Below are 25567 nucleotides of genomic sequence, written 5' to 3'. Positions count from 1 at the left end.
CTTGCCGCGCCTTGCCCAAACGGGCATAGTTTCGACAATAAAGCCAAACGAGCAGTCCAAATGCAGCATACGCCCTTAGATCCAAAAGATCGCGTATTCCTATTTCTTCAGGGACCACATGGGCCGTTTTTTTCCGCATTGGGAAAAATGCTGCGTTCCACTGGGGCTCAGGTCTGGCGCGTCGGGTTCAACGCTGGTGACCAAGCGTTCTGGGCCGATAAGGCAAGCTATGTTCCATTCCTCGACGCAGCCGAGACCTGGCCTGAAACGCTTGCCGGGATCATCGCGGAAAAGGGCATCACGGACATAGTCCTCTATGGGGATACACGGCCAGTTCACGCGCAAGCGGTTCATGTTGCCAGGGCGCACGGGGCAATCGTTCATGTGTTTGAGGAAGGCTATCTGCGTCCTTGGTGGGTGACGTATGAGCGGAACGGATCAAACGGGAACTCGCACCTCATGTCGCTGGGCACAAATCAGATGCGGCTAGCATTGGAAGACGCGGACTACAAAACACCCCCGCCACCATCACATTGGGGGGACATGCGGCAGCACATTTTCTATGGCGCCCTTTACCACTGGTTCGTCATGTTCATGAACGGGCGATATCGCAACTTCCGGCGACATCGGGAACTGCCTGTGTCAACTGAGTTCAGGCTTTACTTCAAGCGACTGATTTTGATGCCTTTTCACAGACTTCGCCGCAGTATTGCGACAGCCCGTGTCAGGTGGCGTGGTCATCCGTACCACCTGGTCCTGCTGCAATTGGGACATGACAGCTCGGTCCGGGCACATTCCAACTATTCTGGCATGTGCGAATTTCTGGATCAGGTGATCGAGGGCTTTGCGCAGGGCGCGCCTTCACATCACAGGCTGGTCATCAAGGAGCATCCTTTGGAAAACCACCGCGAACCATTGCGCCGCCACGCAATGGCATGCGCTAGAAGGCACGGTATTCAAGAAAGGGTTCACTATGTCCCCGGCGGAAAACTGGCCAAGCTTCTGGATGAGGCGAATTCAGCCGTGACCGTGAACTCAACAGCCGGGCAGCAGGTTCTTTGGCGTGGTATTCCACTGCGGATTTTCGGGCGGTCCGTTTACGACAAACCCGAATTCGTGTCTCAGCAGCCTATTGCTGCCTTTTTTGCAGCGCCTGAACATCCCGACAGCGAGGCATATCGGTGTTATCGACAGTTCCTTCTGGAAACCAGTCAGGTGCCAGGCGGTTTCTATTCCCGTCGTGGTCGACGGCAGGTTCTGCGGCGTGCTGTAGACATGATGCTGAGTGCGAATGATCCATATCAGGTGATCCTCAACAAGAGCGCGGCGCGGACGCCACAGTTGAAAATCGTTGAAGGACAAGGGCGTGCTGTGACTGGAAGTTGAGCGTCTGACCGGATAGGCTGCGCACAAGTACAAAAAGACTGAGGACACCGGCAGTGAAGATCTCTCCTATGCGTTGGATGCGGGGGGTTTCCCTTGTGGCCGCAATCGGCCTGATGGCCGCGTGCCAGCTTCCGAAATCCGGACCGAACAAAACCGAAATCCTGGCAGGTGCTGTGCAGAATGGTGGCAACGCGTTTGTTGTCGAGGTCGATGATCGAGTGACACGTGCCACATCCGCGATCCCACAATTCGGCTTTTCCCCTTCGTTCAGCAGTGCCCAGACCTTGACCGCTGATACGGTTCGCCCCGGTGATGTGCTGAGCCTGACCATTTGGGAAAACGTTGATGACGGCCTTTTGACCACCGAAACTGGCGCGGCAACGGCGCTGGAAGAGGTGCAGGTTGATAGCGAAGGCTTCATCTTTGTTCCCTATGCAGGTCGCTTACGGGCTGCCGGAAACACACCGGAACAATTGCGCGTTCTGATCACAAACAAATTGCAGGAACAGACACCGGATCCACAGGTCGAAGTGCGGCGCGCTGCAGGCGACGGGTCCACTGTATCGTTGACCGGCACAGTAAACGCACCGGGCATATACGCGATCCAACGGCCGACCCGCTCTTTGTTGGGCATGTTGTCTCAGGCGGGGGGCGTCTCGGTGGCGTCTGACATTGCATTGGTGACACTGATCCGTGGCGGACAAAGGGGCACTGTCTGGTACGAAGACCTGTATCGGAATCCCAAGCTTGATGTGGCCCTTCGCGGTGGCGATCGCATCCTGGTGGAAGAAGACAGCCGGTCCTATATCGCGCTTGGCGCTACAGGCGGCCAGTCCCGCGTGGCCTTTGAAAGCCAGGACCTTTCTGCCCTTGAAGCACTTGCCCAAGTAGGTGGATTGCTGACGCTATCCTCGGATCCGACAGGTATCTTCATCCTGCGCAAAGAACGCGAGAGCGTGGCTCGCAGCATCACCGGCCGTGCGGACCTGAAGGGCGACCAACGCATGATTTATCTGCTGAATCTGACAGCACCCAACGGCCTGTTCATCGCGCGGGATTTCGTGATCCGCGACGACGACACAATCTACGTGACCGAAGCGCCATACGCACAGTGGAGCAAATCCATCTCACTTATCGCGGGCGGCCTGACACCTATTGCCAACGTTGCCACGCTCACTGGTAACTGATGCATGATCCCCGACGAGGACAGCTCAGCCGGGGACAGCCGTACCCGGCTGTTTGTCTATAATGGTGGCTTTTTGACGCAAAAGCGCCTGAAGCGGATCTTGTCCCTTGCTGGCTTTGACGTTCGTTTGGGCATTCCCAAAAGCGGTGATTGCGTAGGGGTTTGGGGCGACAGCCCAACTGCACATCGCGGCCTAACGGTCGCCGAAAAACACGACGCGCCGGTTGTACGGATCGAAGATGCATTCCTCAGATCGTTGCACCCGGGACGCGAGGGAGAGAGCCCCCTGGGCTTATTCATAGATCGCTCGGGGCTGCATTTCGACGCGTCAGCCCCATCGGACCTTGAAAAGACTCTGATCAATGAGCCGTTGGACGACACCGCCCTGCTGAATCGCGCGCGCGCTGCAATCGAACGGATCAAAGAACTGCATCTCAGCAAATATTCCGCCTTTGATCTGGCCTTGACCCCTCCGGACCCCGGATATGTTCTGGTCGTCGATCAAACGGTGGGCGACGCTGCGGTTACAGCCAGCGGCGCGGACCGGGCTCGTTTTCTTGAAATGCTGTTTGTCGCGCAAGAAGAAAACCCTGGCGCACAGATACTGATCAAGACACACCCGGAAACGCAGGCGGGTCATCGCCAAGGGCATTTCACCGATCAGGACCTTTCAGATCGGATCTCGCTGTTCAACGCACCGATCAGCCCCTGGCCCCTGCTGGAAGGTGCTGTTGCCGTTTACACTGTGTCCTCACAACTGGGGTTCGAGGCTGTTCTGGCCGGGCACAAACCACGTGTGTTCGGTCAGCCATTCTACGCTGGCTGGGGCCTGACACAGGATGAGAACCCAATTGCGCGCCGCCAACGCAACCTGACCCGCGCGCAGCTTTTCGCTGCAGCTATGCTGCTGTACCCCACATGGTACGATCCTTTTCGGGATAAACTATGCGAACTTGAAACAGTGCTGGACACGCTCGAAGCGCAAACCCGCGCGTGGCGGCAGGACCGGAACGGATGGACCGCCTCTGGTATGCGGCTGTGGAAACGCAAGCATCTGCAGCAGATATTCGGGCAGCACGCAAAGCTGCGATTTACAGCGGCACAGCCCGAAACTGCAGAGCGCCCACATATGGTCTGGGCCAATCAGGCACGCGACACCGATGGTGCGGTGCGGGTCGAAGACGGGTTTCTGAGGTCGCGTGGCTTGGGGGCAGAACTTGTCCCTCCACTCTCGTTGGTGACGGATGAAATCGGCATTTACTACGATCCGACAAAACCTAGCCAGTTAGAAGACCTGATCAGTCGACGTGAAACTCTACGCCCGGATCAGGAATTGCGGGCCGAGCGCCTGATACAGCGGTTGTTGGCAGAGGGATTGAGCAAATACAATATGGGCCAGCCCGCCTCCGCCCTGCCCGAAGGGCATCGTATTTTAGTGCCGGGACAGGTTGAGGATGATGCCTCGGTCCTGCTGGGCACCAGCACGGTGCGCAGCAATTTGGATCTGCTGAAAGCTGCCCGCAACGCCAATCCAAACGCAATCCTGATCTACAAGCCGCACCCCGATGTTGAAGCCGGGCTGCGCGAAGGCAGGATCGACGCCGCGACGTTGGCCGACATAGTCGTCGCTGACACAGATCCCGCCTCGCTTCTGCCCCATGTCCAAGAAGTCTGGACAATGACATCGCTTCTGGGGTTCGAGGCTTTGTTGCGCGGGGTAAAGGTTACAACCCTCGGCGCACCGTTCTATGCCGGTTGGGGCCTGACCACCGATCTAGGGGCGGTTCCAGTTCGGCGCGGTGCGAGACCGTCGTTGACGGGGTTGGTACATGCAACCCTGATCGACTATCCCCGCTACTTCGATCCCGTCACAGGCCAGCCCTGTCCGGTGGAAGTGGCGGTAGAGCGTCTTGCCCAAGGGAATTCTGTGCCCACTGGGCCGGTAAATCGAGTGCTGTCGAAACTTCAGGGCGCGTTTGCGACCCACGCGCATTTGTGGCGTTAATCCTACAGCGAGGGTTTGCGCCAGCAGTGCAGGATATCCCCGCCCACAACCTGCGTTTCAATCAGCTCGAACCTTGGTGCTTCGTCCAGTGTCTTAAGTTCCAGAGATCCAACGGCCGAAAGCCCGTCGGCTCCGATGGTCACCCCAGCGGTGAAGCCCACCAGTTCGTCCACCAGATCCTCGGCCAAAAGCGAAGCCGCAAGAGCCGCCCCGCCTTCGCAGAATACGCTTGTCAGGCCGGCCTGCCCCAATTGCTGAAGCAGATCCAGCGCGTCAATATGATGATCTTTCAAGGCGCACGGGATAAGTTTTGCGCCAAGACCCTCCCAAGCGCGTGCACGCTCTGGATCAGGATGATGGGCATGACAGAGCCATACCGGTGTTTTCGCTGAAGTGCGTGCCAACTGCCCCATCAAAGAGATGTCCATGTGACGCGACACCACCACGCGCACCGGCTGATGCGCGACACCCAGGTCTCGCACTGTCAGCGAGGGATCATCGGCACGCGCCGTCCCTGCCCCTACCATCACCGCATCGTGGCGGGCGCGCATCGCGTGCACGACACGCCGCGCCTTAGGTCCGGTGATCCATTGACTGTGTCCGGTTGAGGTAGCGATCCGACCATCAAAACTGCTGGCCAGTTTGAGGGTCACAAACGGCCGTCCCTGTTCGGTCTTTAAGAAAAAACCTTCCAGATCCTGCTCCGCCTGTTCTGCCAGAACGCCCGTTTCGACCTCGATTCCAGCCTCGCGCAACATGGCAAAGCCCTGCCCTGCCACCCTCGGGTCGCTGTCTTCCACGGCGGCCACAACGCGGGCGACGCCGGCTGCAATCAAAGCTTCGGCGCAGGGCGGCGTTTTGCCGTGATGCGCGCAGGGTTCTAATGTTACATAGACGGTAGCGCCACGCGCGGCCTGTCCGGCTTGGGCCAACGCCTCGGTCTCGGCATGCGGACGCCCCCCCGGTTGGGTCCAACCGCGCCCGATGATCCGGCCATCGCGCACGATGACACAGCCCACAGCTGGGTTCGGCCAGCACGTCCCTTGGCCGCGCCGCCCCAATGACAGGGCCAGCGCCATAAATCGCTTATCTGTTTCGTTCACTCGTCCGTCGGAGGCTGCGGCGGGCGCAGTTCGTGGACAAACTCCTCGAAATCATCGGCCGCCTGGAAATTCTTATACACACTCGCAAAGCGAACATAGGCGACGGTATCGATCCGCGCCAGAGCTTCCATGACGATCTCACCGATCTTGTTTGACGGAATATCAGTGTCGCCCATGCTTTCCAGCCGACGCACGATGCCCGAGATCATCTGATCGATCCGTTCCGGATCAACAGGCCGTTTCTGCATCGAGATGCGGATCGAACGCTCCAGCTTGTCGCGGTCGAAATCCTCGCGCTTGCCGTTGGTTTTAATGACCACCAGATCTCGCAGTTGCACACGCTCGTACGTTGTGAACCGCCCTCCACAGGCCGGGCAAAACCGGCGTCGGCGGATAGCCACGTGGTCCTCTGCCGGGCGTGAGTCTTTTACCTGAGTGTCGATATTTCCGCAAAACGGGCAGCGCATCCGCCGTCTCCTCGTCCCTTGTTCGGCCTCTTTTTGTAAGCGCTGCGGCTTACTTATCCACAACTATAGGGCAGCCGCTAGGATTTGGGTAGTCGGAATTTTCAACCGCTAGATAAAGGGTCAGGCCAGATGCGCGGCGACACGTCTTTGATGAGGTGCAGTGCGGTGTTCAAACAGGTAAATCCCCTGCCAGGTTCCAAGAACCATCCGCCCTTGAGACACAGGGATCGTCAACGACACAGGCATAAGTGCAGCCTTGATATGCGCAGGCATGTCATCTGGTCCTTCATATGTGTGCCGCAGGTAAGACATTGCCGGATGGTCGGACGCAGGCACAAGTCGTTCGAAAAACGCCTGAAGGTCGGTTTGAACCTCGGGGTCGGCGTTTTCTTGGATCAGCAGGGAACACGAAGTATGGCGAACGAACAGCGTCAGAACGCCATCGGCAGACCACTGATCCACCCATTCCCGGATGTCAGACGTGAATTCGTAAAGCCCCGGACCTTGGGTGTGCACAACGAATTCAGTCTGCATCGTGACGATCCTGTGGGTTTATCAGTCGTTGAAGAACGGCCGATAGTTACACCGTGAGTTTGCACCTTGTACAGATTCACTGTTGCCGGGTTGAAACCCGAACGAAATAAAGCTGCTGGGTTGCACCTCGGCGGTCTCAGGTTGCTTGATCGAAAACTGAACTGCCGTTCTGCGACCGGTGGTGACACTGGGCCCGTATCCGCGCAACACGTAGATCCTGTCTTGCCAACCCAACCCCAAGGTCCGGCGCGCATAATCCGCAGCCGCACACCAATAGCCTTCTGTGCGCTGATCCCCACGCGGTATAACTTCGAAATCCGTGGCGTTGATCGGCTCAGTACGATACCCGTTCCGCGCAGCATCGGCGGCCATGGGAACACTAAAGGCAACGGTCGCCAACGCGGCAAATGTGTATAACTTTTTCATCGTTAATCTTCCCTGATTGTGTGTCCCAGATAGGTTAGTCCAGCTTCTTGCATTGCACAGTGCCCCTCACGACCAATTCAGCCAGCCCCCTGCATTGTGTGATCCGGCGTGAGCCACCCGCGATACCGGATCAGCAATCCAAAACCCGGTGCCCGGGCTGAGACATCAAACCGGAATCGCCCTTGTGCATCCTGCCATTCTCGCGTGCGAGAGCGCGGCAACGCAAAGGCGGGCATCAAAATACCAAAGATGGTCAAGCGATGAATTTCGATGTGCAGTGCATCGTTCTGCCAAGCGGGTCGCAACCAAATCGAAATCGCACCAAAGTCTTCACGAACGCATTTCCGGTTTTCATCGTATGTCAGGTGCGAAGTGGTGCGATGCCCGCCAAAGTCGCGCTCCCAGGACACTGCTTTGCCCCGGTCGCGGATCGAAACCGAGACCGCAACATCTTTTCCACTAGGGGGAAATCCGGCCAGATAGGTGGCAACCGCCGCCAACACACCTCTGCCTGGCTCGATATCACATTGGCCGGAATACAATCCTTCTGTGCTGTGCAGGCGAAGAACCGCAGCGGGTAAATACTCGACCGATCCCAATGCCTGCAAGAACGGGTCATTCACCATCAATAACCATCGCTCACAAATCGCGCCCAAATATCAGGCCCCGGTACCAGACAAGTGCTGGATTTTCCGAACAGTTTATACCTGTTTCGCGCGATCAGACGATACGCAGGGTTTTTGAGCGCATTGGGCAAGAAACGGCACAGTGACAACAGCCGCCACATTCCGGGAAGTTGACGCATAGCTGCGGCAAACGCATCCAGATGCTGATAGACCACTCCATCCACGATCACCAAGTTGGTTTCAAAATCTTGCGTGGGCAGGTCCAACTCCTGATAGAGCTTCTGCCCAAGCGGGGATTGGGCAGTTGCGAACAGAAAGCACCGCGACCGATCATGTCTGAGCATGAATCTGAAGAAACCCGAACACAGCACGCAATGGCCATCAAACACAATCAAGTTTTGATCGTAGAGTTTTGAACTTACTGCACTTTCCCGCATATCGTTGACATCCGTGACATCGCCTTTCCCACAGGGTGTCAAATCTGTTGTTCCAGAACAATGCGACATCTGCGAAGGGGGGGCGTGCCGGGGAGCGCTGAGCAGAGAGTGGTGATTTCTCCGAAGGCTCTGACCTCATCCCCTAAAGGTGCTGACCCGGCAACACAGCTTATCTGGGTGTTCACACCGCAAAACCCATGTTCGATCTGGCCAGTTTCTTTTGCGTTTCTGCCATCACATGATGTCGCGACCGTCAAAATCCCAAGTGTCATTCGAAATTCTATGATATGCTGTCTATTGTTTTGTAATCGTAAGGTATTGTTGCGCGATGGACGTGGATGTTGGCCGTCTACATTTCATTATTCAGGCGCTGGATCGTCACAGTGGAAACGGAGAGTTGTCTAAGGCTGTCCTGAAGCGAACCGGCCTCAGGCCGCAGGATGTCGCCCCACCGGTTGAAACCTGCAGTATTCAGACAGAGGCCCTGTTCGTCCGCTTCGCATGTGACGCGACCAAAGACATTACCTTTGCGGCCCGTACCGGGCTTGAGGTCACATCCGCCTCGACCGTGACGGCTTACATCAGCAAGTATTCACGCGACCTGAAACAGGTGATGGAGAACCTTTCACGCTTTCACGGCATCATCGACCCGGCCATCGCGCTTAGTCTGCGTATCGCCGGGAATTTCGCTACTTTGGAAGCCGATTGGAAAGATGCGGGTTTTGCCCGTTATCACCGGCGCACCGAATTTCTGATCTTCGCCGCCCTCGCAAGAATGCGGAACCTGACTCAGATCAACCTGAACCCGATTGAGATAAGGTTTCAGCATGAGGTTGGGGATCATATCAAAAGCTTTGAAAAACTTGCAGGTTTTCCGGTGGTCTTTGGATCGGAAAAAATTGAGATTGTTTTGCCCCTTTCGGCACTGGATCTGCCGGTTCCGACGTATGATCCCAAACTGCGCGAGCATCTTTTGGAATACGCAGAGCGCCTACTGGCGGAACGCAAGAAACCCGAACACTCGATCCGTGCTCGGACCGAAGGGCTAATCACCCGATCCCTGCCCGGCACTATCCCACAGGCCGAGGTCATAGCTTCGAACCTTGGAATGAGCCTTAGAACCTTTGGCCGTCGCCTGAAAGAAGAAGGCACAAGCTATCGCGACATCGTGGACGACCTCAGGTGTGATCTTGCCCAGACCTTCCTGACCAACCGGATGACTCTGTCAGAGATTTCATTTTCACTCGGGTACGCAGATCAGGCCGCCTTCTCGACCGCCTTTAAACGCTGGACTGGCCAACCACCAAGCGCTTTCAAGACCCGCGTCGAACATCCCCTTCAGCGGTGAGACCGGGGGTCATAAGCCCGAAAGCCTCGCCCCGGCCCCGTCCCGTGAGTGGACAAAACAGATATAGACAGGGACGCCGCCCATCCCGTGTGATTTCCCGCCAATGTGATAAGAGAACAGGCCATCGTGAAGACCGAATAAAAAAGGCGCCTCGGACGAGGCGCCTTTGGACTTACTGATCCAGGAAAGACCGCAGTTTTCGAGATCGGCTGGGGTGCTTCAACTTGCGCAGCGCCTTCGCCTCGATCTGACGAATCCGTTCGCGGGTCACGCTGAATTGCTGACCCACTTCTTCCAAGGTGTGATCGGTGTTCATACCGATGCCAAAACGCATCCGCAGAACGCGTTCCTCACGCGGCGTAAGCGAGGCCAGAACCCGTGTCGTGGTTTCCTTGAGGTTTTCTTGAATGGCGCTGTCCAGCGGCAGCACAGCATTCTTGTCCTCGATGAAATCGCCCAACTGGCTGTCTTCCTCGTCGCCAATCGGAGTTTCCAATGAGATCGGTTCCTTGGCGATCTTCATCACCTTGCGAACCTTCTCAAGCGGCATCTGCAGCTTTTCGGCCAACTCTTCCGGCGTCGGCTCGCGACCGATTTCGTGCAGCATCTGGCGTCCCGTGCGGACCAGCTTATTGATCGTTTCGATCATGTGAACCGGGATACGGATCGTCCGCGCCTGATCCGCGATAGACCGCGTGATCGCCTGACGGATCCACCAAGTCGCATAGGTCGAGAACTTGTAGCCGCGACGGTATTCGAACTTGTCCACCGCTTTCATCAGGCCAATGTTGCCTTCCTGAATAAGATCAAGGAATTGCAGGCCACGGTTCGTGTACTTTTTGGCGATCGAGATCACCAAACGCAGGTTGGCTTCGACCATTTCTTTCTTGGCCTGACGGGCTTCTTTCTCACCCTTTTGAACCTGCTGCACGATGCGGCGGAATTCCGAGATATCGAGACCAACATACTGACCGACCTGCGCCATGTCGTTGCGCAGTTCTTCAACCTTGGCGGTCGAGCGTTCGATGAACATTTGCCAGCCACGGCCCGGCTTTTCAGCCATCTCTGCCAGCCAGTTCGGGTCCAGTTCGCGGCCCCGGTACGCTTCGATGAACTCACGACGGTTGATGCGTGCCTGATCCGCCAATTTTACCATCGCGCTGTCCAGAGACATGATTCGACGGTTGATACCGTAGAGCTGGTCGATCAGCGCTTCGATCCGGTTGTTGTGCAGGTGAAGACCATTCACCAGTTCAACGATTTCGGCACGCAGCTTCTGATAGGTTTCTTCGTCCTTTTTACTAAACGAGCCGTCCTCGTTCAGGGTGGCTGAAATCCGGCTGTCCTGCATTTCCGACAACATCGAGAAATCGGTCGAAATGCGTTCGAGCGTGGTCAGAACCTGATCCTTCAACGCCGCTTCCATCGCGGCCAGCGACATGTTGGCCTGATCATCGTCGTCGTCATCGTCGTCATTGTTCAGCGGGTTGCCGTCAGCATCCAGCTCGGGGCCGGTATCTTTCGCAGGCTTGGCCGCCTGCACAGCGGACGTGTCGACCACAGGCTCTTCCACATCGCCGTCTTCGTCCATCTGGTTGCCAAAGGTGGTTTCCAGATCGATGACGTCGCGTAGAAGAATGTCTTCGGACAGCAATTCGTCATGCCAGATTGTGATCGCCTGGAACGTCAACGGACTTTCGCACAATCCAGCGATCATGGTGTTGCGGCCGGCTTCGATCCGTTTAGCGATGGCAATCTCGCCTTCACGGCTCAGCAGTTCAACCGATCCCATTTCGCGCAAATACATGCGAACGGGATCGTCGGTCCGATCCAGTTTTTCGGTGGCGGCCCCGGCCAACGCAACCTCACGGTTGCTTTCGGTGGTGGTCAGTTCGGTCGAGCCCTTGTTCTCTTCCTCTTCTGCCTCTTCATCTTCGATGATGTTGATGCCCATCTCGGACAGCATCGACATTACGTCTTCGATCTGTTCCGAGCTGACCTGATCCGGTGGCAGAACCTGGTTGAGCTGGTCGTAGGTGATGTAACCTTTCTCGCGGGCCTCGGCGATCATCTTCTTGACCTGGGCCTGGCTCATGTCCAGCGAGATTTCCTGTTCCTGCTCTTCGGATTTGCGATCTTCGGTCGTGTCTTTGGCGGCCATTCAATGCTCCTGCAGGGATGGGTGATTCGTTTGAACCGAATCATTAGCGCTTAGAAGTGATTCGGCCACCCGTTTACCCGTTTTTCTTTTCCAGTGCCTTATGAAAACACCAGTTTACCGGCGTTTCCGCTCGAAATTGATACCGGACATGATTGCCTCGAACGCGTCTTTCTCGTCGCGGTTGATTCGCGCTCCATTGTCGGCAATGTCGAAAACGGCCCTGTCTTCGTTCTGGCTGCGGCTTGTTCGGTTGCGCTCTTCAGCGGCTTGCGCCAGCCGATATGTCAGCGCCTCATCGGCCAGATCAGACAATTCCTCCGCCGCTTCGGCTATCTCAGCATCCAACCCCCGGAGCGCTTTGATCTTTGCGAGTTCCTCGGCCAGTGTCATCTCGGCCTTTTCAACATCGCCCGGTTTGTACACACAGGGGATCACTGCGACATGGCGAAGGGCCAGCAGGTTTTCAAGGGGCTGGTGACCTAAAGAATCCACAATGTGGTCTTTCAGATGATCCGGATCATCAATCGCGTGGCGCAGAATGGCGTCCCGCAGGGCAGCGTATTCGGGGTTGAGACATTCCATGTCTTCAAGCTGGTGCTCGAACTGGACAACGACCTGTGGGTTGAGGATAGAAATGGCGAGAATGGCCGCCTCGCGCAGTTGAATATCAGCGGTCTCGGACGATGCCAGGAAAGACGCCCGCGCACCCGGCGTTGCCGATTGCGGCGGTTGCCACTTACCACGCGGTTGCCACTGTCGGTTCTGTGGTTGGCGCTGGGGACGGAAAAGTTGCCAGCGCAAATCCTTGATCTCTTGCCCGTAATGCGATCGGATCGACGGGTCACGGATCAGCTTGAGCTTTTCCCGCAGGGATTTATCCAGTGCCGCCTTGCGCTCGGGGCTGTCAAAAATCTTACCTTCGGTTTCGCGCTGCCACAGCAGTTTGACCATCGGAATGGCGCTTTCCAACACCGATTGCACGGCCCCCGGCCCTTCTGCCCGCAAAAGATCATCGGGGTCTTTGCCTTCTGGCATCAAAGCAAAGCGCAGAGATTTTCCTGCCTCGAGCAACGGCAAGGCCAGATCGACGGCGCGCATCGCCGCACGCAGACCCGCCGTGTCACCGTCAAGCGCGATGATCGGTTCATTGGAAACACGCCAGAGCAATTGTAGCTGATGCTCGGTGATGGCTGTGCCCAAAGGGGCAACTGATGCTCCAAAACCCGCCTCGGCCAGCGCGATTACGTCCATATACCCTTCAGCCACGATCAGCGGCTGCCCCTTGCCGGACGCCTGCCGCGCAGGACCATGGTTATAGAGACTGCGCCCTTTGTCGAATAACTCGGTCTCGGGAGAGTTCAGATACTTGGCGTTGTCATTTGGATCCATCGCCCGACCGCCAAACGCGATACAGCGTCCACGCGCATCGCGGATGGGGAACATGATCCGGTTACGGAACGTGTCGTAGGGCTTCTTACCCTTGTTCGACGGCTTGGCCAGCCCCGCCCCAAGGATCAGATCCTCAGCCACATTCTTACCGCGCAAATGATCCCACAGCGCCTGCCAGCCGTCCGGGGCAAATCCGATCTCCCACCGATCCAGCGCCTGGGCATCCAGCCCTCGGCCCGCAAGGTAATCGCGTGCAGTCGCCCCTGCACCGGTTTTGAGCTGCAGGCGGAAGAACTGCACCGCCTGCTCCATCACATCGGCCAGTTGCGACCGGCGGTCCAGCTTTTCCTGCGCTTTGGGATCGCGTGCGGGCATGGGCATCCCAGCCTCACGCGCTAGTATCTCGACTGCTTCGATAAACGAGACATTCTCGGTCTCCTTCACAAAACTGATCGCGTCACCTTTGGCGTGACAGCCGAAGCAGTAATAAAAGCCCTTCTGGTCATCGACATGGAACGAAGCAGTCTTTTCATGGTGAAACGGGCACGGAGCCCACATATCACCCTTGCCCTGATTAGATTTGCGCTGATCCCACATGACTTTGCGTCCGACGACCTGAGACAGGCTTAGCCGGGTGCGCAACTCATCCAGAAATCCGGGGGGCAAAGACATAGATCAAACCTGCCAGAAATGAAAACCCACGCCAAGGGGATGGCGTGGGCTTATCCACAAGGAAATGCGGGAATGTGGATTACTGCTGCAAACACAGCTCCAACCAGGCCGCGCCCAAATCTTTCTTGCGCACGTCTCGCATCTTCTGTTCGTAGACCCAAGGCGTAATCAGTGGGATTGCGGCATTGTAATTCTCGGGCCAGGTCGGGCCACTGTCAGCCACAGCCTTCGGAACGTCGCGCTCCTTCACCCTGTCCAGACGCGCCTGCTGGATCGCGGCAACGACGTCGGCCTGATACTTGCAGCTTTGTTCCTTGGTTTCAGCTGCAGCCAAGGGTGTGGCAAGCACAACGGCAGCGATAGCGATACGCAACATTGAGGTCTCCCGGAATCATTGGTTTGACCGCAGCTTACCCGCCCATAGACAGACCCGCCATTACCATTTGGAAAACGTGTTCAGGGTTTTGCGTTGCGGAGGGGGTGGAACGCCCTCCCCCTCCGGCCGTGATCATAGCCCCTTGGCCCGATAGCTGCTGGCCACACGGTCAATTGCGACGATATAGGCCGCGGTCCGAAGATCCTCGACATCATCACGGCTGTGCCAGACCTCGCGCATGGATTGATAGGCAATGCGCATAGTGTCATCCAGGCCCGACCGGACAAGTTCCAACTCATCCGCACCTTTAAGGTATTTGGCTTTGAAATCCGGAGACATCGACCAGGCCTCGCCCAGATAACGGTCCAAACGCTCCAATTCACTGACGATCAGTTCATGGCGCGCTTCTTCCTGGCGTCGCTGCATCCGGCCAAAGCGGATATGGCTGAGGTTTTTGACCCATTCGAAGTACGAGACCGTCACACCACCAGCGTTGGCATACATGTCCGGGATGATCACCGTGCCCTTTTTTCGCAGGATTTCATCCGCACCCGCCGTCACTGGACCGTTCGCCGCTTCGATGATCAGCGGTGCTTTGATCCGCTCGGCATTGGACAGGTTGATCACCCCCTCCAAGGCCGCCGGGACCAGAATGTCGCAATCCGCTTCCAACACACTTGCACCTTCGGCCGAGTGGGTCGCATCAGGGTAGTCCTTGACGCCGCCATGTTTGACGATCCACTGCCGAACCGCCTCTACGTCGATACCGTCGGGGTTGTACAGCGCGCCATCCCATTCGATGATCCCCACGATGCGAGAGCCATCTTCTTCGCTGAGGAACTTCGCCGCGTGGTAACCCACGTTGCCAAGCCCCTGCACAACAACGCGCTTACCGTCCAGGCTGCCTTCCAGCCCCGCCTTGGCGATGTCTTCGGGATGACGGAAAAACTCGCGCAGCGCGTATTGAATGCCGCGCCCGGTTGCCTCGACCCGCCCGGCTATACCGCCTGCATTCAGCGGCTTGCCGGTCACACAGGCCCGCGCATTGATATCAGTCGTATTCATGCGCGCGTATTGATCAGCCATCCACGCCATTTCACGTTCGCCCGTGCCCATGTCAGGGGCCGGTACGTTTTGCGACGGGTTGATCAGGTCACGCTTCGCAAGTTCATAAGCAAAGCGCCGCGTGATTTGTTCCAACTCATGCTCTTCATACTGGCGCGGATCGATGCACAACCCGCCTTTCGATCCACCAAACGGCGTTTCGACAAGCGCGCACTTGTAGGTCATCAGCGCAGCGAGCGCCTCAACTTCGTCCTGGTTAACGGCAGTGGCGTAACGAATACCACCTTTGACCGGCTCCATATGTTCAGAGTGGACTGAGCGATAGCCAGTAAACGTGTGGATTTCACCCCGCAGACGCACCCCGAAGCGAACCGTATACGTTGCGTTGCACACCCGGATCTTTTGTTCCAGCCCTGGCGGCAGGTCCATTAGTGACGCTGCCCTGTTGAACATCAGATCAACACTCTCACGAAAGCTGGGTTCTTTGATGCCGGTCATACATTCCTCCGTATCGATACCAGACGTAACGTCATGACGTTTTGTCGCACCAGTTGCGTCAGGCTGCAATCAAACAATGCACTTTTTTTCATCATTTCGTTAACAAATACGTCACCAAACGAGGTGAGTCGGGCAATCGCCTCAACAGTTAATGAATTGTTTTCATTTCATCGACAGAACGGTAACGGCGCACAGTTTTATACCCGAAATACGCGTAAAAAGGCCAAAACCAAGCCTTTTTCGCCCAATTCACGCCATGATTGAAAATTAAATTTAACCCAAATCTCTTTTCATATCGCACGAACTCCATGTGCGGAGCGGAGTCATCAAAATGATTAAATACTCGCTTCAGAATAACGGTTCGACACTCAAGCGTCGCGCTTCCGAAATTCGCAAGTTTGCCAAAGAAGAAGATGGTACATTCACTATCTTTGTTTTGTTTATGATGGTTCTCATGCTTGCGGTCACAGGCATGTCGATGGAATTCATGAAGTATGAACGCGACCGCGCGAGCCTGCAATCCACTTTGGACCGTGCTGTCCTGGCCGCGGCTGACCTTGACCAGCAACTTCCTGCCAAAGACGTTGTAGACGCGTATATGGACAAAGCTGGACTGGGCAACCTCAATGCCGTTACCACAGTGGTCGAAGGGTTTGGTTCCAGATCGGTAACAGCGTCTGCTGAAGCGGTCATGGAGACTCGATACCTGCGTTACGGACAAGTAACCGAACTAGGGATGAGGGCCACCAGCGCGGCCGAAGAATCGATTGGTGCAGTGGAAATTTCTCTGGTCCTTGATATTTCCGGATCCATGTCTCGAGCATCTGCGACACCTGGGGAATCCAAGATCAAGGTTCTGCAGCAGGCAGCGTCCGAGTTTGTCAAGCTTATGCTCGACAAATCCGGCAATGGCGAGATTTCTATCTCAATCGTACCATACGCAACGCAGGTCAACGCTGGCGCGTCAATTCTGGACAAGTTTACCGACGTTACGCAGGAGCATAGCTATTCGCATTGCGTGAACTTTATTCCGGAACAGTACAGCGATGCCGACCTGCACGTAGGTGACAGGTTGGAACGCACGGCTCATTTCGATCCTTTCACCTATTCCGAAGGTTCAATCGCCCTGCCCGTTTGCCCAGTTCGCGCAGGCAGCGCAATCACTCCTGTGACCGACAATATGGATAAGCTCCTTGGGCAAATCGCATCGCTCACACCGGGTGGAAACACATCGATTGATATCGGAGTGAAGTGGGGAACTGCCCTTTTGGACCCCAGCACTCGGCCAATTGTGCAGCAACTTTCGACGGAACAAGACCCTGCATATGCACCGTCAACAATTGTTCCTAGCAAGTTTTCGGTACGTCCCACTGATTACGACTCGAACGTTCTTAAAATTATCATCGTAATGACGGACGGTCAGAACACAGACCAATACATGCTCAATCCTTCGCTGCGCGAAGGTATGTCAGACGTTTGGTACAATTCCGATGCTGGTGAGTATACCGTGTATCACTCCGAGGGCCGACCGAACTATTTCTGGCCCCAGCAAAACGCTTGGGCGGATCATCCCTTCGGAAACCCCGAGCCTGAGACGGAATTGAACAAGGAAACCGGAACGGCGGTTCGCCTGACCTATCCCGAGCTGTTTAACCGTGTCTCATTGGCCTGGAACGCCAGATACAATTACTACTGGCAATCCAGCGGTTGGGCGGAATGGTACTCCAAAGCCTACTCGAAAGTAGAGACTTCGGCGAAAAACCAGCACACGAAACATGTGTGTGGTGCAGCGAAAGACCAAGGTATTATTGTCTATGGCATCGCATTTGAAGCACCGCGTGCGGGCTTCAGAACGCTCAAAGACTGCGCAAGCTCGGACAGCCACGTCTATGATGTTAGTGGACTCGACCTTGAAAAAGCATTCGAATCCATCGCCTCTTCCATCCATAAATTGAGGCTGACCCAATGATCCGCAGAATGCTGTCGAAACTCGGGCCGTTTCGTAGGTCCGAGACGGGGAGCGCGACGATCGAGTTTGTCATGCTTGTTCCGTTTTTCTTGGCATTTCTTGTCGCGGGTGCCGAACTGTCGTTAATCACGATGCGTCACGCGGCGTTGGAACGCGGAGTTGACCTTATCGTGAGGGACATTCGTTTGGGCACTGGTACCAACTGGAACCACGACGACATCAAGACAAGGATTTGTGACGTATCTGGCATCACGGACTGTGTTGGGAACCTGCGACTGCAGATGATCCAACAAGATGCGTTCACAGGTATCGTTCTTTCGGACAAAGTTCCATGCACTGACAGCTCGGAAGATCCAAAACCCGTGCTGGACTTTAAAAGTGGGCAATCCAACGAGTTGATGATCTTGCGGGCCTGCTTGCGTATCGATCCAATTCTGGAGGCGTCCGCAATTGCAAAAGTTGTTCCCGATGACACTGGCCATTACGCAGTCACCGCGACGACAGCATTTGTACAGGAGCCGCTGTAAGATCATGTCTACACTCAGTAATTTAAAAAACCGCACCAAAGGCTTCAAGAACGATGAAAGCGGTATTCTTTCCGTTGAAGCGCTTATGATCTTCCCGCTTATGTTGTGGACGATCACGTTCACCTTCACAGCGTTCGAAGGGTTTCGTCAAAGCGCGTCGAATCTTAAGGCCGCTTATACAATCAGCGATTTAATCTCACGTGAAACTCAAGCCGTAACCGATACATATTTCGACTCGCTTCACGATTTGGCGGGCAAGATGATCAATAATCGGTCTGAGATGAAAATGCGGGTGTCGCTTATCTTATTCGACGAAGACGATGACCGTCACTATGTGCGGTGGTCCACTGTACGCGGTTTTGAGCAATCGTGGGACAACAACAACATCGACGAAATCGAAACCCGTCTGCCGCCGATGACCAATCAGGACACGCTCATTCTGGTCGAGACATCAAACGAGTATATTCCGACATTTAGACCCGGCTGGGACTTCGCCACTGGAATTACCTTTGAAAACTTCATCTTTACCAGGCCGAGATTCACAAACGAAGTGGCGTGCAATTTAGCGAAGACGCCCTTTGTCTGCGATAATAACGTTTAAAGCCTCTGACATGAACTTGGCCTCGGCGGCAGCTGTCATGCCGCCCACGCCCACCCTACGACCAAGCCTCCACCAAAGCCCTGGTGCCCATTTGTATGACATCTTGTGGCGCATGCGAACCAGAAAGCCATTTGACGGTTTGAAGGCAAAAACACCTCTATCGACAGTCTCAATATCTTCGATTCTTGCGATGATCTGACCCGAGCCCGTGCGTAGTTCGGATTGAGTCAGTTCTATGCAATCCTGTGTCGCATGCCAGACGCGGTAGGCCAGCCATAGGGATGCGCCACCCACAGCAAACAAAAACACTTGCCACATCGGCTCGGGCGGCGACGCCAAGGCAACATACGTCACCAGCGCCCCGACCGTTGTCAGCATCCCTACCCCGGCCCAGCGTCTGGGCGAGGATGCCTGAATCGTTGCCAACACGTCGTCCTGCATCAATATCTCCCAATTTGTTCCCCTCGATTTAGCTTCTTTGAATGGGAAACAACAGGGGGTTGGTTAAGTTGCAAATTCGCACAGGTTCGGTTTGTTCGCGCAAATTGACTGCACAGGCGCAGAGATTACATGCTGCTCAAACGAACCGGAGTTTATCATGTCGCTCAGACCTACATTGGAAACGCGTCAGGCCATTCCCACGATGGAAGGGGCCGGAGTGAAACTGCATCGTGCGTTCGGGTTTCAAGACCCGTCGGAACTGGACCCTTTTCTTCTGTTTGACGACTTTCGAAACGAAAGGCCGCAGGACTATCAGGCCGGGTTTCCCTGGCATCCGCATCGCGGGATCGAGACAATCACCTATGTTCTGGCCGGATCGGTCGAGCATTCCGATTCATTGGGCAACACCGGCACCTTGGGTGCGGGCGACGTGCAATGGATGACGGCCGGGTCAGGTATACTGCATCAGGAAATGCCGCACGGAAACACCTCGGGGCAGATGCACGGATTTCAATTGTGGGGCAACCTGCCCTCGGATCAGAAGATGACCGCCCCTCGCTATCAGGATGTTCAAAGCAAAGACATTCCCGAAATCATCGATGACGACGGCACAACTGTTCGTGTGATTGTTGGAGACTTCTGGGGTAAGACCGGGCCGGTGGATGGTATCGCGGCAGACCCGCAATACCTGGACATCTCGATCCCCGCAGGTGTGAAAAAGACCTTTCGGATCGACACCTATCGCCGAGCCTTCGCGTATGTGTTCCAGGGTCAGGCCGCCTTTGCCGACGCTTCGCAGCCAACAGGCGTGCTGTTGGAAAAAGAGGTCGCCGGGCAAGAGGTCAACATCCGCGATATGTCTGGCGACCGGACCCTTGTCCGCTTTGGCACCGGGGATGAAATCACCGTTCAGGCAGGCCAGGAAGGTGTTCGGTTTTTGTTGATCTCTGGCGCTCCGATTGATGAACCAGTCGCGTGGCACGGTCCAATTGTGATGAACACACGGGCCGAACTGGAACAAGCGTTTCGGGAGCTGCGAAACGGGACGTTCATTCGCCCCGCGCACTGACCTATTGGCGGCTTGACGTTGTCAGGCCGTCACTGCCTTGTGCACCATGTTCCAATAGATCTGTTCGACCTCATCCAGCGACAATCGGCCACCGGATCGATACCAGGTCATCACACCGTTCAACATGGCAATCACGGCAAGCGTCGCAATCTTAGTGTCTGGAATTGCAAACTGACCGGCCTGCTGCCCCGCGTGAAGGATGTTTTCCAGCGCGTTTTCGTACTGTCGACGAAGGTCTTCTATTTCGGCGAAGTTTTCTGGCGAGAGATTTCGCAACTCCATATAGGCTATGAAGACCTCATCAGGGCGTTGCAGGTGGAAGCGAATGTGAAACCCGACGAACTGGCGCAATGCTTGTGGAGCGTCTTCGCCGCCCTGCAATTCGCTAAATGCAGACAACAACTCCTGCATGTGTTCACGCATCAATCGGTACAACAAGCTTTGCTTGTCCGGCGTGTAATTGTACAACGCCCCAGCCTGCACTCCGACTTCTTTCGCGATCTGCCGCATCGAAACGGCGGCATAGCCGTGTCGTGCAAACAAGTTCAGAGCAGCCTTGCGAATGCGCGGGCCGGTTATGTCCGAGTGAGAGCCTTGAGTTCGTGCCATGTACCTACGATATCTGAACAATTGTTCAGATAGAACCCCGCTTGATCGACAGCCCCAAAAGGTGCATCACAATACGGCACACAAAACAAAAAAGCGCACCCTATGAAACTGCTGCCTATACTGTCGTTTATCCTTCTTTGCGCCGGCTGCGCAGATTTCCCCGAGTTGGAAGGCAGTGAACCGGCCTCGGTGAAAAAAGCTCCCTACCCGCGCCTTGTTCCTCTGCAAGAAACACTGGGACCTGCCATTGATCCGGTCAGCCAAGCTGCCACGGTCGAAGAAGACCTAACGCAGCGAAGCGAAGCGCTCGCCCAAAAGGCCCAAGCGCTGCAAAACGCACAAACCAACTAACGCACAGCATTTCACCTCCACATTCGCCCGGTGACGGATTGCACCCTTGGCCCGAACCCGCTAATGCAGCGCTGATCGGACAAACGTCCGAATACAGTTAGAATCCGGCGGAAAGGGACATACGACATGACACAGGCACTGCGGCTGGGAATTGCGGGCTTGGGAACGGTCGGCGTCGGTGTCGTAAAGATTGTCCGCCGCCATGCCGACTTGCTGAAAGCGCGTACGGGCCGCTCGATTGAGATCGTGGCCGTGTCAGCACGAGATCCCAACAAGGATCGTGGCGTAAACCTGTCGGATTATGCCTGGGAAACCGATCCGGTGGCACTGGCAAAACGCGACGATATCGATGTTTTTGTCGAGTTGATGGGCGGCGAAAACGGACCCGCCAAGGCGTCGGTCGAGGCCGCTTTGACCTCGGGCAAGGATGTTGTCACTGCCAACAAGGCATTGCTTGCCATCCACGGACAAGAACTGGCAGAACAGGCAGAAGCTGCGGGTCGTGTCATCCGCTTCGAGGCTGCTGTTGCTGGTGGTATCCCGGTAATCAAATCCCTAACGGAAGGTTTGGCCGGGAATGAAATCACGCGTGTTATGGGCGTGATGAACGGCACCTGCAACTACATCCTGACCCGAATGCAATCACAGCGTCAGGGGTATAACGCCCTGTTCGATGAATGCGCCGAGCTTGGCTATCTTGAGGCCGACCCCAATCTGGACGTGGGCGGCATCGACGCTGCACATAAACTGGCGCTTCTGGCCTCGATTGCCTTTGGCACCAAGCCGAATTTCGATGGCATCGAGATTGAAGGCATTCAGCACATCAGCCTCGATGATATCGATCAGGCCGACGACATGGGTTTCCGCATCAAATTGCTGGGTGTCGCGCAGCGCACCGCACGCGGGCTAGAGCAACGTATGCAACCTTGCCTCGTACCCAGCGACTCTCCGCTGGGTCAGCTGGAGGGTGGCACCAATATGGTGGTGATCGAAGGCGACTCGGTCGAGCAGATCGTTTTGCGCGGTCCCGGTGCAGGCGAAGGCCCCACCGCCAGCGCGGTGATGGGCGATGTTTGTGATCTGGCGCGCGGGATGCAGATTTCGACCTTCGGCCGCCCTGCTACATCGCTCGAGGTTGCCAAGCCCGCGGTCACTGGCCTGCCTGCGCCGTATTACCTGCGGCTTGGCCTGTTAGACAAACCCGGTGCTCTGGCAAAAGTTGCGGCTATTCTGGGCGACGCGGGCGTTTCGATCGACCGGATGCGCCAGTACGCGCACGCGGAAAGCACAGCCCCCGTTCTAATCGTTACGCACAAAACTACCCGCGCCGCACTGAACGTGGCGCTGGACGGTTTCCGCAATACGGATGTAGTGGCAGGTGAGCCTGTTGCGCTGCGGATTGAAAAGGTTTGATCTTGCAGCCCGCATGAAACGCAAGCTATGCCGAAAGAAACGGCTTTACTGACCAAGGGATAATGAACAATGAGTGCTGCCAAGACTGATTTCAACGACCGCCTGCTGTCTCTGGGGCTGGCAAGGGTGGCGGAACAGGCTGCACTGGCCTCAGCCTCGCTTGTCGGGCGCGGCGATGAGAAAGCTGCCGATCAGGCAGCCGTAAACGCCATGCGCGAACAGCTGAACCTGCTGGACATTGCCGGTGTCGTGGTGATCGGTGAAGGTGAGCGCGATGAAGCGCCCATGCTGTATATCGGCGAAGAAGTTGGCACCGGCACCGGCCCCGGTGTGGACATCGCGCTGGACCCGCTGGAAGGCACAACGCTGACCGCTAAGGACATGCCCAACGCGCTGACCGTGATCGCCATGGGTCCGCGTGGATCGATGCTGCACGCGCCGGACGTTTATATGGACAAGCTGGCCGTTGGTCCCGGCCTGCCTGAGGGCGTCGTTAACCTGGACATGTCCCCGCGCGAGCGCGTCGAAGCATTGGCAAAGGCCAAGGGCTGCAAACCGGCCGACATCACCGTTTGCATTCTGGAACGTCCCCGTCATGAAGCCATGATCGCCGAAGTGCGCGAGACCGGTGCCTCGATCCGCCTGATCACCGATGGTGATGTGGCTGGCGTCATGCACTGTGCCGAAAGCGAAGTGACCGGAATCGACATGTATATGGGTCAAGGTGGTGCGCCCGAGGGTGTTCTGGCTGCCGCCGCGCTGAAATGCATGGGCGGTCAAATCTTTGGTCGCCTCTTGTTCCGCAACGATGACGAACGTGGGCGCGCCGCCAAAGCAGGCATCACGGATCTGGATCGCGTTTATGCGCGCGATGAGATGGTGACCGCAGATGTGATCTTTGCCGCAACCGGTGTTACAGGTGGTTCACTGCTGCCGCGCATCAAACGTGAACCGGGCTGGGTTGAAACCACAACCCTGCTGATGCGGTCCAAAACAGGGTCGGTGCGCCGCATGTCCTATCGCACGCCCACCTGGCCGCACGACAAGGCGTGACGGCTTGCGCCATTGCCTTTGGCGAGAGTATTTCTGAAAAAATGAAAAGGCCGGGTCCGCAAGGGTCCGGCCTTGGCGCATAAGAGGCGAGCGATGAGTTTTCTAGGAGTCGAACAATCATTGACGGGGCGACGCTGGGTTGGCCCCAGCGCCGAAGTCGAGCGCGCCTCAGAAATGATGGCACAGCAGACTGATCTGCCACGCGCGGTGTGCCAGGTTCTGGCCCGACGCGGTGTGCCGGTGATGGAGGCTCGCGGTTTCCTTGACCCAAAGCTCAAGGAATTGCTGCCCGACCCGCGTGCGATGAAAGACATGGAGGTTGCAGCGACACGCTTTCTTAACGCGGTTAGACATCGTCAGAAAATCGCTGTGTTTGCCGATTACGATGTCGACGGCGGCAGCTCTGCCGCGCTGCTGATGGTCTGGCTGCGCCATATGGGTTTGCAGGCGACGCTGTATGTGCCAGACCGCATCGACGAAGGATATGGCCCCAATGCACCTGCCATGCGGGATTTAGCGGAAGCGCATGATCTGATCATTTGCGTTGACTGCGGAACACTCAGCCATGACCCGATCGCAGCGGCCAAGGGGGCCGACGTGATCGTTCTGGATCACCACCTTGGGGGCGAAACCCTGCCCGATTGCGTCGCTGTCGTGAATCCGAACCGCCAGGACGAAAGCGGCGATCTGGGGTATCTTTGCGCAGCAGGTGTGGTGTTCTTGATGCTGGTCGAAGCCGGACGACAATTGCGCGAAGCAGGAGCGAAGGGGCCGGACCTGATGTCGATGCTGGATCTGGTGGCGCTGGCTACCGTGGCCGACGTCGCACCTTTGATCGATGCCAATCGCGCTTTGGTTCGGCAGGGCTTGAAAGTGATGGCGCAGCGGCGGCGCCCCGGTCTTGTGGCCCTGTCCGATGTCTCGCGCATGGATACCGCGCCGAACAGCTATCATCTTGGATTTCTGCTGGGCCCTCGTGTGAACGCAGGCGGACGGATCGGTCAAGCTGATCTGGGCGCGCGATTGCTAAGCACAGAGTCCCCGCACGAAGCGCAAGCTTTGTCAGAGCGTTTGGATGCGTTGAACACAGAACGTCGTGATATTGAGAACGCTGTTCGCGCGGCAGCCATGGAACAGGCCGAGGATCGTGGCCTGGACGCGCCCTTGGTGTGGGCGGCGGGCGAAGGCTGGCACCCCGGCGTGGTGGGGATCGTAGCATCGCGCCTGAAGGAAACCGCCAACCGCCCGGCCATCGTGATTGGCTTTGATGGGGATGAAGGCAAAGGCTCGGGTCGGTCAGTTTCGGGCGTTGATCTGGGGGCCTCAATCCAGCGTCTCGCCGCTGAAGGTCTGTTGGTCAAGGGCGGCGGCCACAAGATGGCGGCGGGTCTGACGGTGATGCGCGACAAGCTTGAACCTGCCATGGAGCGTCTGAGCGAGTTGCTGGCCAAACAAGGGGCCGGTCAGAGCGGCCCGGCTGACCTGAAACTGGACGGCGCACTCATGCCCGGCGCGGCGACGGTTGATCTGATAGAACAGGTTGAAAAGGCGGGACCATTTGGCGCCAGCGCCCCTGCCCCACGCTATGCTTTGCCGGACCTTCAGGTGCGCTTTGCTAAACGAGTCGGGGAAACACATCTGAAACTGTCGCTGGCCGATGGCATGGGCGGTGGGCTCGACGCAATTGCCTTTGGCGCCTTTGACGGACCCATGGGCGAGAAGCTGTCAAATCATGGTGGCGCGCGTTTCCATTTCGCGGGACGGCTTGAGTTGAATACATGGGGCGGGCGCCAATCGGTGCAACTCAGGCTGGAGGATGCAGCAGAGGCAAATTAGCGCTCTGCGACAGTGGCCC

The 25567-nt window shown here is 56.5% G+C and carries 24 protein-coding genes; 12 read left to right on the top strand and 12 right to left on the bottom strand.

What is annotated here, in order from left to right; genetic code table 11:
• The first annotated feature begins 60 nt into the window (after positions 1-60).
• From GOV89_RS02265 to GOV89_RS02255, 3 genes are read left to right on the top strand one after another with little or no spacing between them, the layout of a single operon-like run.
• Positions 61-1386 (top strand): capsule biosynthesis protein, encoded by a 1326-nt coding sequence (locus GOV89_RS02265; protein ID WP_171237348.1) that lies wholly within the window; start codon positions 61-63, stop codon positions 1384-1386.
• A gap of 53 nt (positions 1387-1439) precedes the next feature.
• Entirely contained in the window at positions 1440-2573 is a 1134-nt protein-coding gene (locus tag GOV89_RS02260; protein ID WP_348540074.1) for a polysaccharide biosynthesis/export family protein, read from the top strand.
• A gap of 3 nt (positions 2574-2576) precedes the next feature.
• The gene (locus GOV89_RS02255) at positions 2577-4577 is read left to right on the top strand and encodes a capsular polysaccharide biosynthesis protein (RefSeq protein ID WP_171237347.1); all 2001 of its coding nucleotides are present in this window, start codon (positions 2577-2579) and stop codon (positions 4575-4577) included.
• 2 nt (positions 4578-4579) lie between these two features.
• Here GOV89_RS02255 and ribD read toward each other — a convergent pair whose 3' ends face one another.
• The 6 genes from ribD to GOV89_RS02225 all read right to left on the bottom strand — a co-directional run bounded on the left by ribD (position 4580) and on the right by GOV89_RS02225 (position 8170).
• Positions 4580-5680 (bottom strand): bifunctional diaminohydroxyphosphoribosylaminopyrimidine deaminase/5-amino-6-(5-phosphoribosylamino)uracil reductase RibD, encoded by a 1101-nt coding sequence (ribD, locus tag GOV89_RS02250; protein WP_171237346.1) that lies wholly within the window; start codon positions 5678-5680, stop codon positions 4580-4582.
• Positions 5677-6147, bottom strand: coding sequence for a transcriptional regulator NrdR (nrdR, locus tag GOV89_RS02245; protein WP_050602693.1), 471 nt, complete (start codon positions 6145-6147; stop codon positions 5677-5679). The genes ribD and nrdR overlap by 4 nt, the downstream gene beginning before the upstream one ends.
• A 120-nt stretch (positions 6148-6267) precedes the next feature.
• Positions 6268-6681 (bottom strand): secondary thiamine-phosphate synthase enzyme YjbQ, encoded by a 414-nt coding sequence (locus GOV89_RS02240; protein WP_171236439.1) that lies wholly within the window; start codon positions 6679-6681, stop codon positions 6268-6270.
• A gap of 21 nt (positions 6682-6702) precedes the next feature.
• On the bottom strand, positions 6703-7107 hold the full coding sequence (locus GOV89_RS02235; RefSeq protein ID WP_171174862.1) for a hypothetical protein: 405 nt from the start codon (positions 7105-7107) through the stop codon (positions 6703-6705).
• 77 nt (positions 7108-7184) lie between these two features.
• Positions 7185-7730: a DUF4166 domain-containing protein gene (locus tag GOV89_RS02230; RefSeq protein WP_171722204.1), complete on the bottom strand. Its 546-nt coding sequence runs from the start codon at positions 7728-7730 to the stop codon at positions 7185-7187.
• Positions 7731-7732: 2 nt separating this feature from the next.
• Positions 7733-8170 carry a thiol-disulfide oxidoreductase DCC family protein gene (locus GOV89_RS02225; protein WP_171237344.1) on the bottom strand — a complete coding sequence of 146 codons (438 nt, stop codon included), beginning with the start codon at positions 8168-8170 and terminating at the stop codon, positions 7733-7735.
• Positions 8171-8498: 328 nt separating this feature from the next.
• Between GOV89_RS02225 and GOV89_RS02220 the strand changes: the two genes are divergently transcribed.
• The gene (locus GOV89_RS02220) at positions 8499-9518 is read left to right on the top strand and encodes an AraC family transcriptional regulator (protein ID WP_171174866.1); all 1020 of its coding nucleotides are present in this window, start codon (positions 8499-8501) and stop codon (positions 9516-9518) included.
• Positions 9519-9690: 172 nt separating this feature from the next.
• On the opposite strand, the gene rpoD is transcribed toward GOV89_RS02220, so the two are convergent.
• The 4 genes from rpoD to GOV89_RS02200 form a co-directional block, all read right to left on the bottom strand.
• Entirely contained in the window at positions 9691-11679 is a 1989-nt protein-coding gene (rpoD, locus tag GOV89_RS02215) for an RNA polymerase sigma factor RpoD (protein ID WP_171174868.1), read from the bottom strand.
• Positions 11680-11793: 114 nt separating this feature from the next.
• Positions 11794-13740 (bottom strand): DNA primase, encoded by a 1947-nt coding sequence (gene dnaG / locus GOV89_RS02210; RefSeq protein ID WP_171237343.1) that lies wholly within the window; start codon positions 13738-13740, stop codon positions 11794-11796.
• Positions 13741-13819: 79 nt separating this feature from the next.
• Positions 13820-14116, bottom strand: coding sequence for a hypothetical protein (locus tag GOV89_RS02205; RefSeq protein WP_171174871.1), 297 nt, complete (start codon positions 14114-14116; stop codon positions 13820-13822).
• 132 nt (positions 14117-14248) lie between these two features.
• Positions 14249-15679 carry a Glu/Leu/Phe/Val dehydrogenase gene (locus GOV89_RS02200; RefSeq protein ID WP_171174873.1) on the bottom strand — a complete coding sequence of 477 codons (1431 nt, stop codon included), beginning with the start codon at positions 15677-15679 and terminating at the stop codon, positions 14249-14251.
• A gap of 331 nt (positions 15680-16010) precedes the next feature.
• Between GOV89_RS02200 and GOV89_RS02195 the strand changes: the two genes are divergently transcribed.
• From GOV89_RS02195 to GOV89_RS02185, 3 genes are read left to right on the top strand one after another with little or no spacing between them, the layout of a single operon-like run.
• Positions 16011-17648: a TadE/TadG family type IV pilus assembly protein gene (locus GOV89_RS02195; protein ID WP_171237342.1), complete on the top strand. Its 1638-nt coding sequence runs from the start codon at positions 16011-16013 to the stop codon at positions 17646-17648.
• On the top strand, positions 17645-18175 hold the full coding sequence (locus tag GOV89_RS02190; RefSeq protein WP_171174877.1) for a TadE/TadG family type IV pilus assembly protein: 531 nt from the start codon (positions 17645-17647) through the stop codon (positions 18173-18175). The genes GOV89_RS02195 and GOV89_RS02190 overlap by 4 nt, the downstream gene beginning before the upstream one ends.
• Before the next feature lie 4 nt (positions 18176-18179).
• Positions 18180-18776, top strand: coding sequence for a TadE/TadG family type IV pilus assembly protein (locus tag GOV89_RS02185; protein WP_171237341.1), 597 nt, complete (start codon positions 18180-18182; stop codon positions 18774-18776).
• Here GOV89_RS02185 and GOV89_RS02180 read toward each other — a convergent pair.
• Positions 18738-19217, bottom strand: a complete 480-nt coding sequence (locus GOV89_RS02180; protein WP_171174881.1) for a hypothetical protein — start codon at positions 19215-19217, stop codon at positions 18738-18740. The two genes, GOV89_RS02185 and GOV89_RS02180, sit on opposite strands and share 39 nt — an antisense overlap.
• Before the next feature lie 157 nt (positions 19218-19374).
• Here GOV89_RS02180 and GOV89_RS02175 point away from each other — a divergent pair, with 157 nt between their 5' ends.
• The gene (locus GOV89_RS02175; RefSeq protein WP_171174883.1) at positions 19375-20286 is read left to right on the top strand and encodes a pirin family protein; all 912 of its coding nucleotides are present in this window, start codon (positions 19375-19377) and stop codon (positions 20284-20286) included.
• Positions 20287-20307: 21 nt separating this feature from the next.
• Here GOV89_RS02175 and GOV89_RS02170 read toward each other — a convergent pair whose 3' ends face one another.
• Entirely contained in the window at positions 20308-20895 is a 588-nt protein-coding gene (locus GOV89_RS02170; RefSeq protein ID WP_171174885.1) for a TetR/AcrR family transcriptional regulator, read from the bottom strand.
• A 102-nt stretch (positions 20896-20997) separates the two neighbouring features.
• On the opposite strand from GOV89_RS02170, the gene GOV89_RS02165 reads away from it, so the two are divergent.
• The 4 genes from GOV89_RS02165 to recJ all read left to right on the top strand — a co-directional run bounded on the left by GOV89_RS02165 (position 20998) and on the right by recJ (position 25548).
• Positions 20998-21246: a hypothetical protein gene (locus tag GOV89_RS02165; RefSeq protein ID WP_171174887.1), complete on the top strand. Its 249-nt coding sequence runs from the start codon at positions 20998-21000 to the stop codon at positions 21244-21246.
• 126 nt (positions 21247-21372) lie between these two features.
• Entirely contained in the window at positions 21373-22659 is a 1287-nt protein-coding gene (locus GOV89_RS02160) for a homoserine dehydrogenase (RefSeq protein WP_171237340.1), read from the top strand.
• Positions 22660-22728: 69 nt separating this feature from the next.
• A complete protein-coding gene (gene glpX / locus GOV89_RS02155; protein WP_171174891.1) occupies positions 22729-23712 on the top strand; it encodes a class II fructose-bisphosphatase in 984 nt (327 codons plus the stop codon).
• 93 nt (positions 23713-23805) lie between these two features.
• On the top strand, positions 23806-25548 hold the full coding sequence (gene recJ, locus GOV89_RS02150) for a single-stranded-DNA-specific exonuclease RecJ (RefSeq protein WP_171237339.1): 1743 nt from the start codon (positions 23806-23808) through the stop codon (positions 25546-25548).
• Positions 25549-25567 lie beyond the last annotated feature (19 nt).

Origin of the sequence: Ruegeria sp. HKCCA5763, from assembly GCF_013034545.1 — a bacterium.
Classification (GTDB): Bacteria; Pseudomonadota; Alphaproteobacteria; order Rhodobacterales; family Rhodobacteraceae; genus Ruegeria.
Note: the sequence above shows the minus strand (reverse complement) of the source record. Positions and strands in the feature narration are given on the sequence as shown.

Coding starts and splice junctions, on each gene's coding strand:
- GOV89_RS02240 (WP_171236439.1), bottom strand. CDS start 6,681: ATGCAGACTGAATTCGTTGTGCACACCCAAGGTCCGGGGCTTTACGAA.
- GOV89_RS02225 (WP_171237344.1), bottom strand. CDS start 8,170: ATGCGGGAAAGTGCAGTAAGTTCAAAACTCTACGATCAAAACTTGATT.
- GOV89_RS02185 (WP_171237341.1), top strand. CDS start 18,180: ATGTCTACACTCAGTAATTTAAAAAACCGCACCAAAGGCTTCAAGAAC.
- GOV89_RS02220 (WP_171174866.1), top strand. CDS start 8,499: ATGGACGTGGATGTTGGCCGTCTACATTTCATTATTCAGGCGCTGGAT.
- GOV89_RS02235 (WP_171174862.1), bottom strand. CDS start 7,107: ATGAAAAAGTTATACACATTTGCCGCGTTGGCGACCGTTGCCTTTAGT.
- GOV89_RS02200 (WP_171174873.1), bottom strand. CDS start 15,679: ATGACCGGCATCAAAGAACCCAGCTTTCGTGAGAGTGTTGATCTGATG.
- GOV89_RS02165 (WP_171174887.1), top strand. CDS start 20,998: ATGAAACTGCTGCCTATACTGTCGTTTATCCTTCTTTGCGCCGGCTGC.
- GOV89_RS02205 (WP_171174871.1), bottom strand. CDS start 14,116: ATGTTGCGTATCGCTATCGCTGCCGTTGTGCTTGCCACACCCTTGGCT.
- rpoD (WP_171174868.1), bottom strand. CDS start 11,679: ATGGCCGCCAAAGACACGACCGAAGATCGCAAATCCGAAGAGCAGGAA.
- GOV89_RS02195 (WP_171237342.1), top strand. CDS start 16,011: ATGATTAAATACTCGCTTCAGAATAACGGTTCGACACTCAAGCGTCGC.
- GOV89_RS02175 (WP_171174883.1), top strand. CDS start 19,375: ATGTCGCTCAGACCTACATTGGAAACGCGTCAGGCCATTCCCACGATG.
- GOV89_RS02170 (WP_171174885.1), bottom strand. CDS start 20,895: ATGGCACGAACTCAAGGCTCTCACTCGGACATAACCGGCCCGCGCATT.
- nrdR (WP_050602693.1), bottom strand. CDS start 6,147: ATGCGCTGCCCGTTTTGCGGAAATATCGACACTCAGGTAAAAGACTCA.
- GOV89_RS02255 (WP_171237347.1), top strand. CDS start 2,577: ATGATCCCCGACGAGGACAGCTCAGCCGGGGACAGCCGTACCCGGCTG.
- glpX (WP_171174891.1), top strand. CDS start 22,729: ATGAGTGCTGCCAAGACTGATTTCAACGACCGCCTGCTGTCTCTGGGG.
- GOV89_RS02180 (WP_171174881.1), bottom strand. CDS start 19,217: ATGCAGGACGACGTGTTGGCAACGATTCAGGCATCCTCGCCCAGACGC.
- recJ (WP_171237339.1), top strand. CDS start 23,806: ATGAGTTTTCTAGGAGTCGAACAATCATTGACGGGGCGACGCTGGGTT.
- GOV89_RS02160 (WP_171237340.1), top strand. CDS start 21,373: ATGACACAGGCACTGCGGCTGGGAATTGCGGGCTTGGGAACGGTCGGC.
- GOV89_RS02265 (WP_171237348.1), top strand. CDS start 61: ATGCAGCATACGCCCTTAGATCCAAAAGATCGCGTATTCCTATTTCTT.
- dnaG (WP_171237343.1), bottom strand. CDS start 13,740: ATGTCTTTGCCCCCCGGATTTCTGGATGAGTTGCGCACCCGGCTAAGC.
- GOV89_RS02190 (WP_171174877.1), top strand. CDS start 17,645: ATGATCCGCAGAATGCTGTCGAAACTCGGGCCGTTTCGTAGGTCCGAG.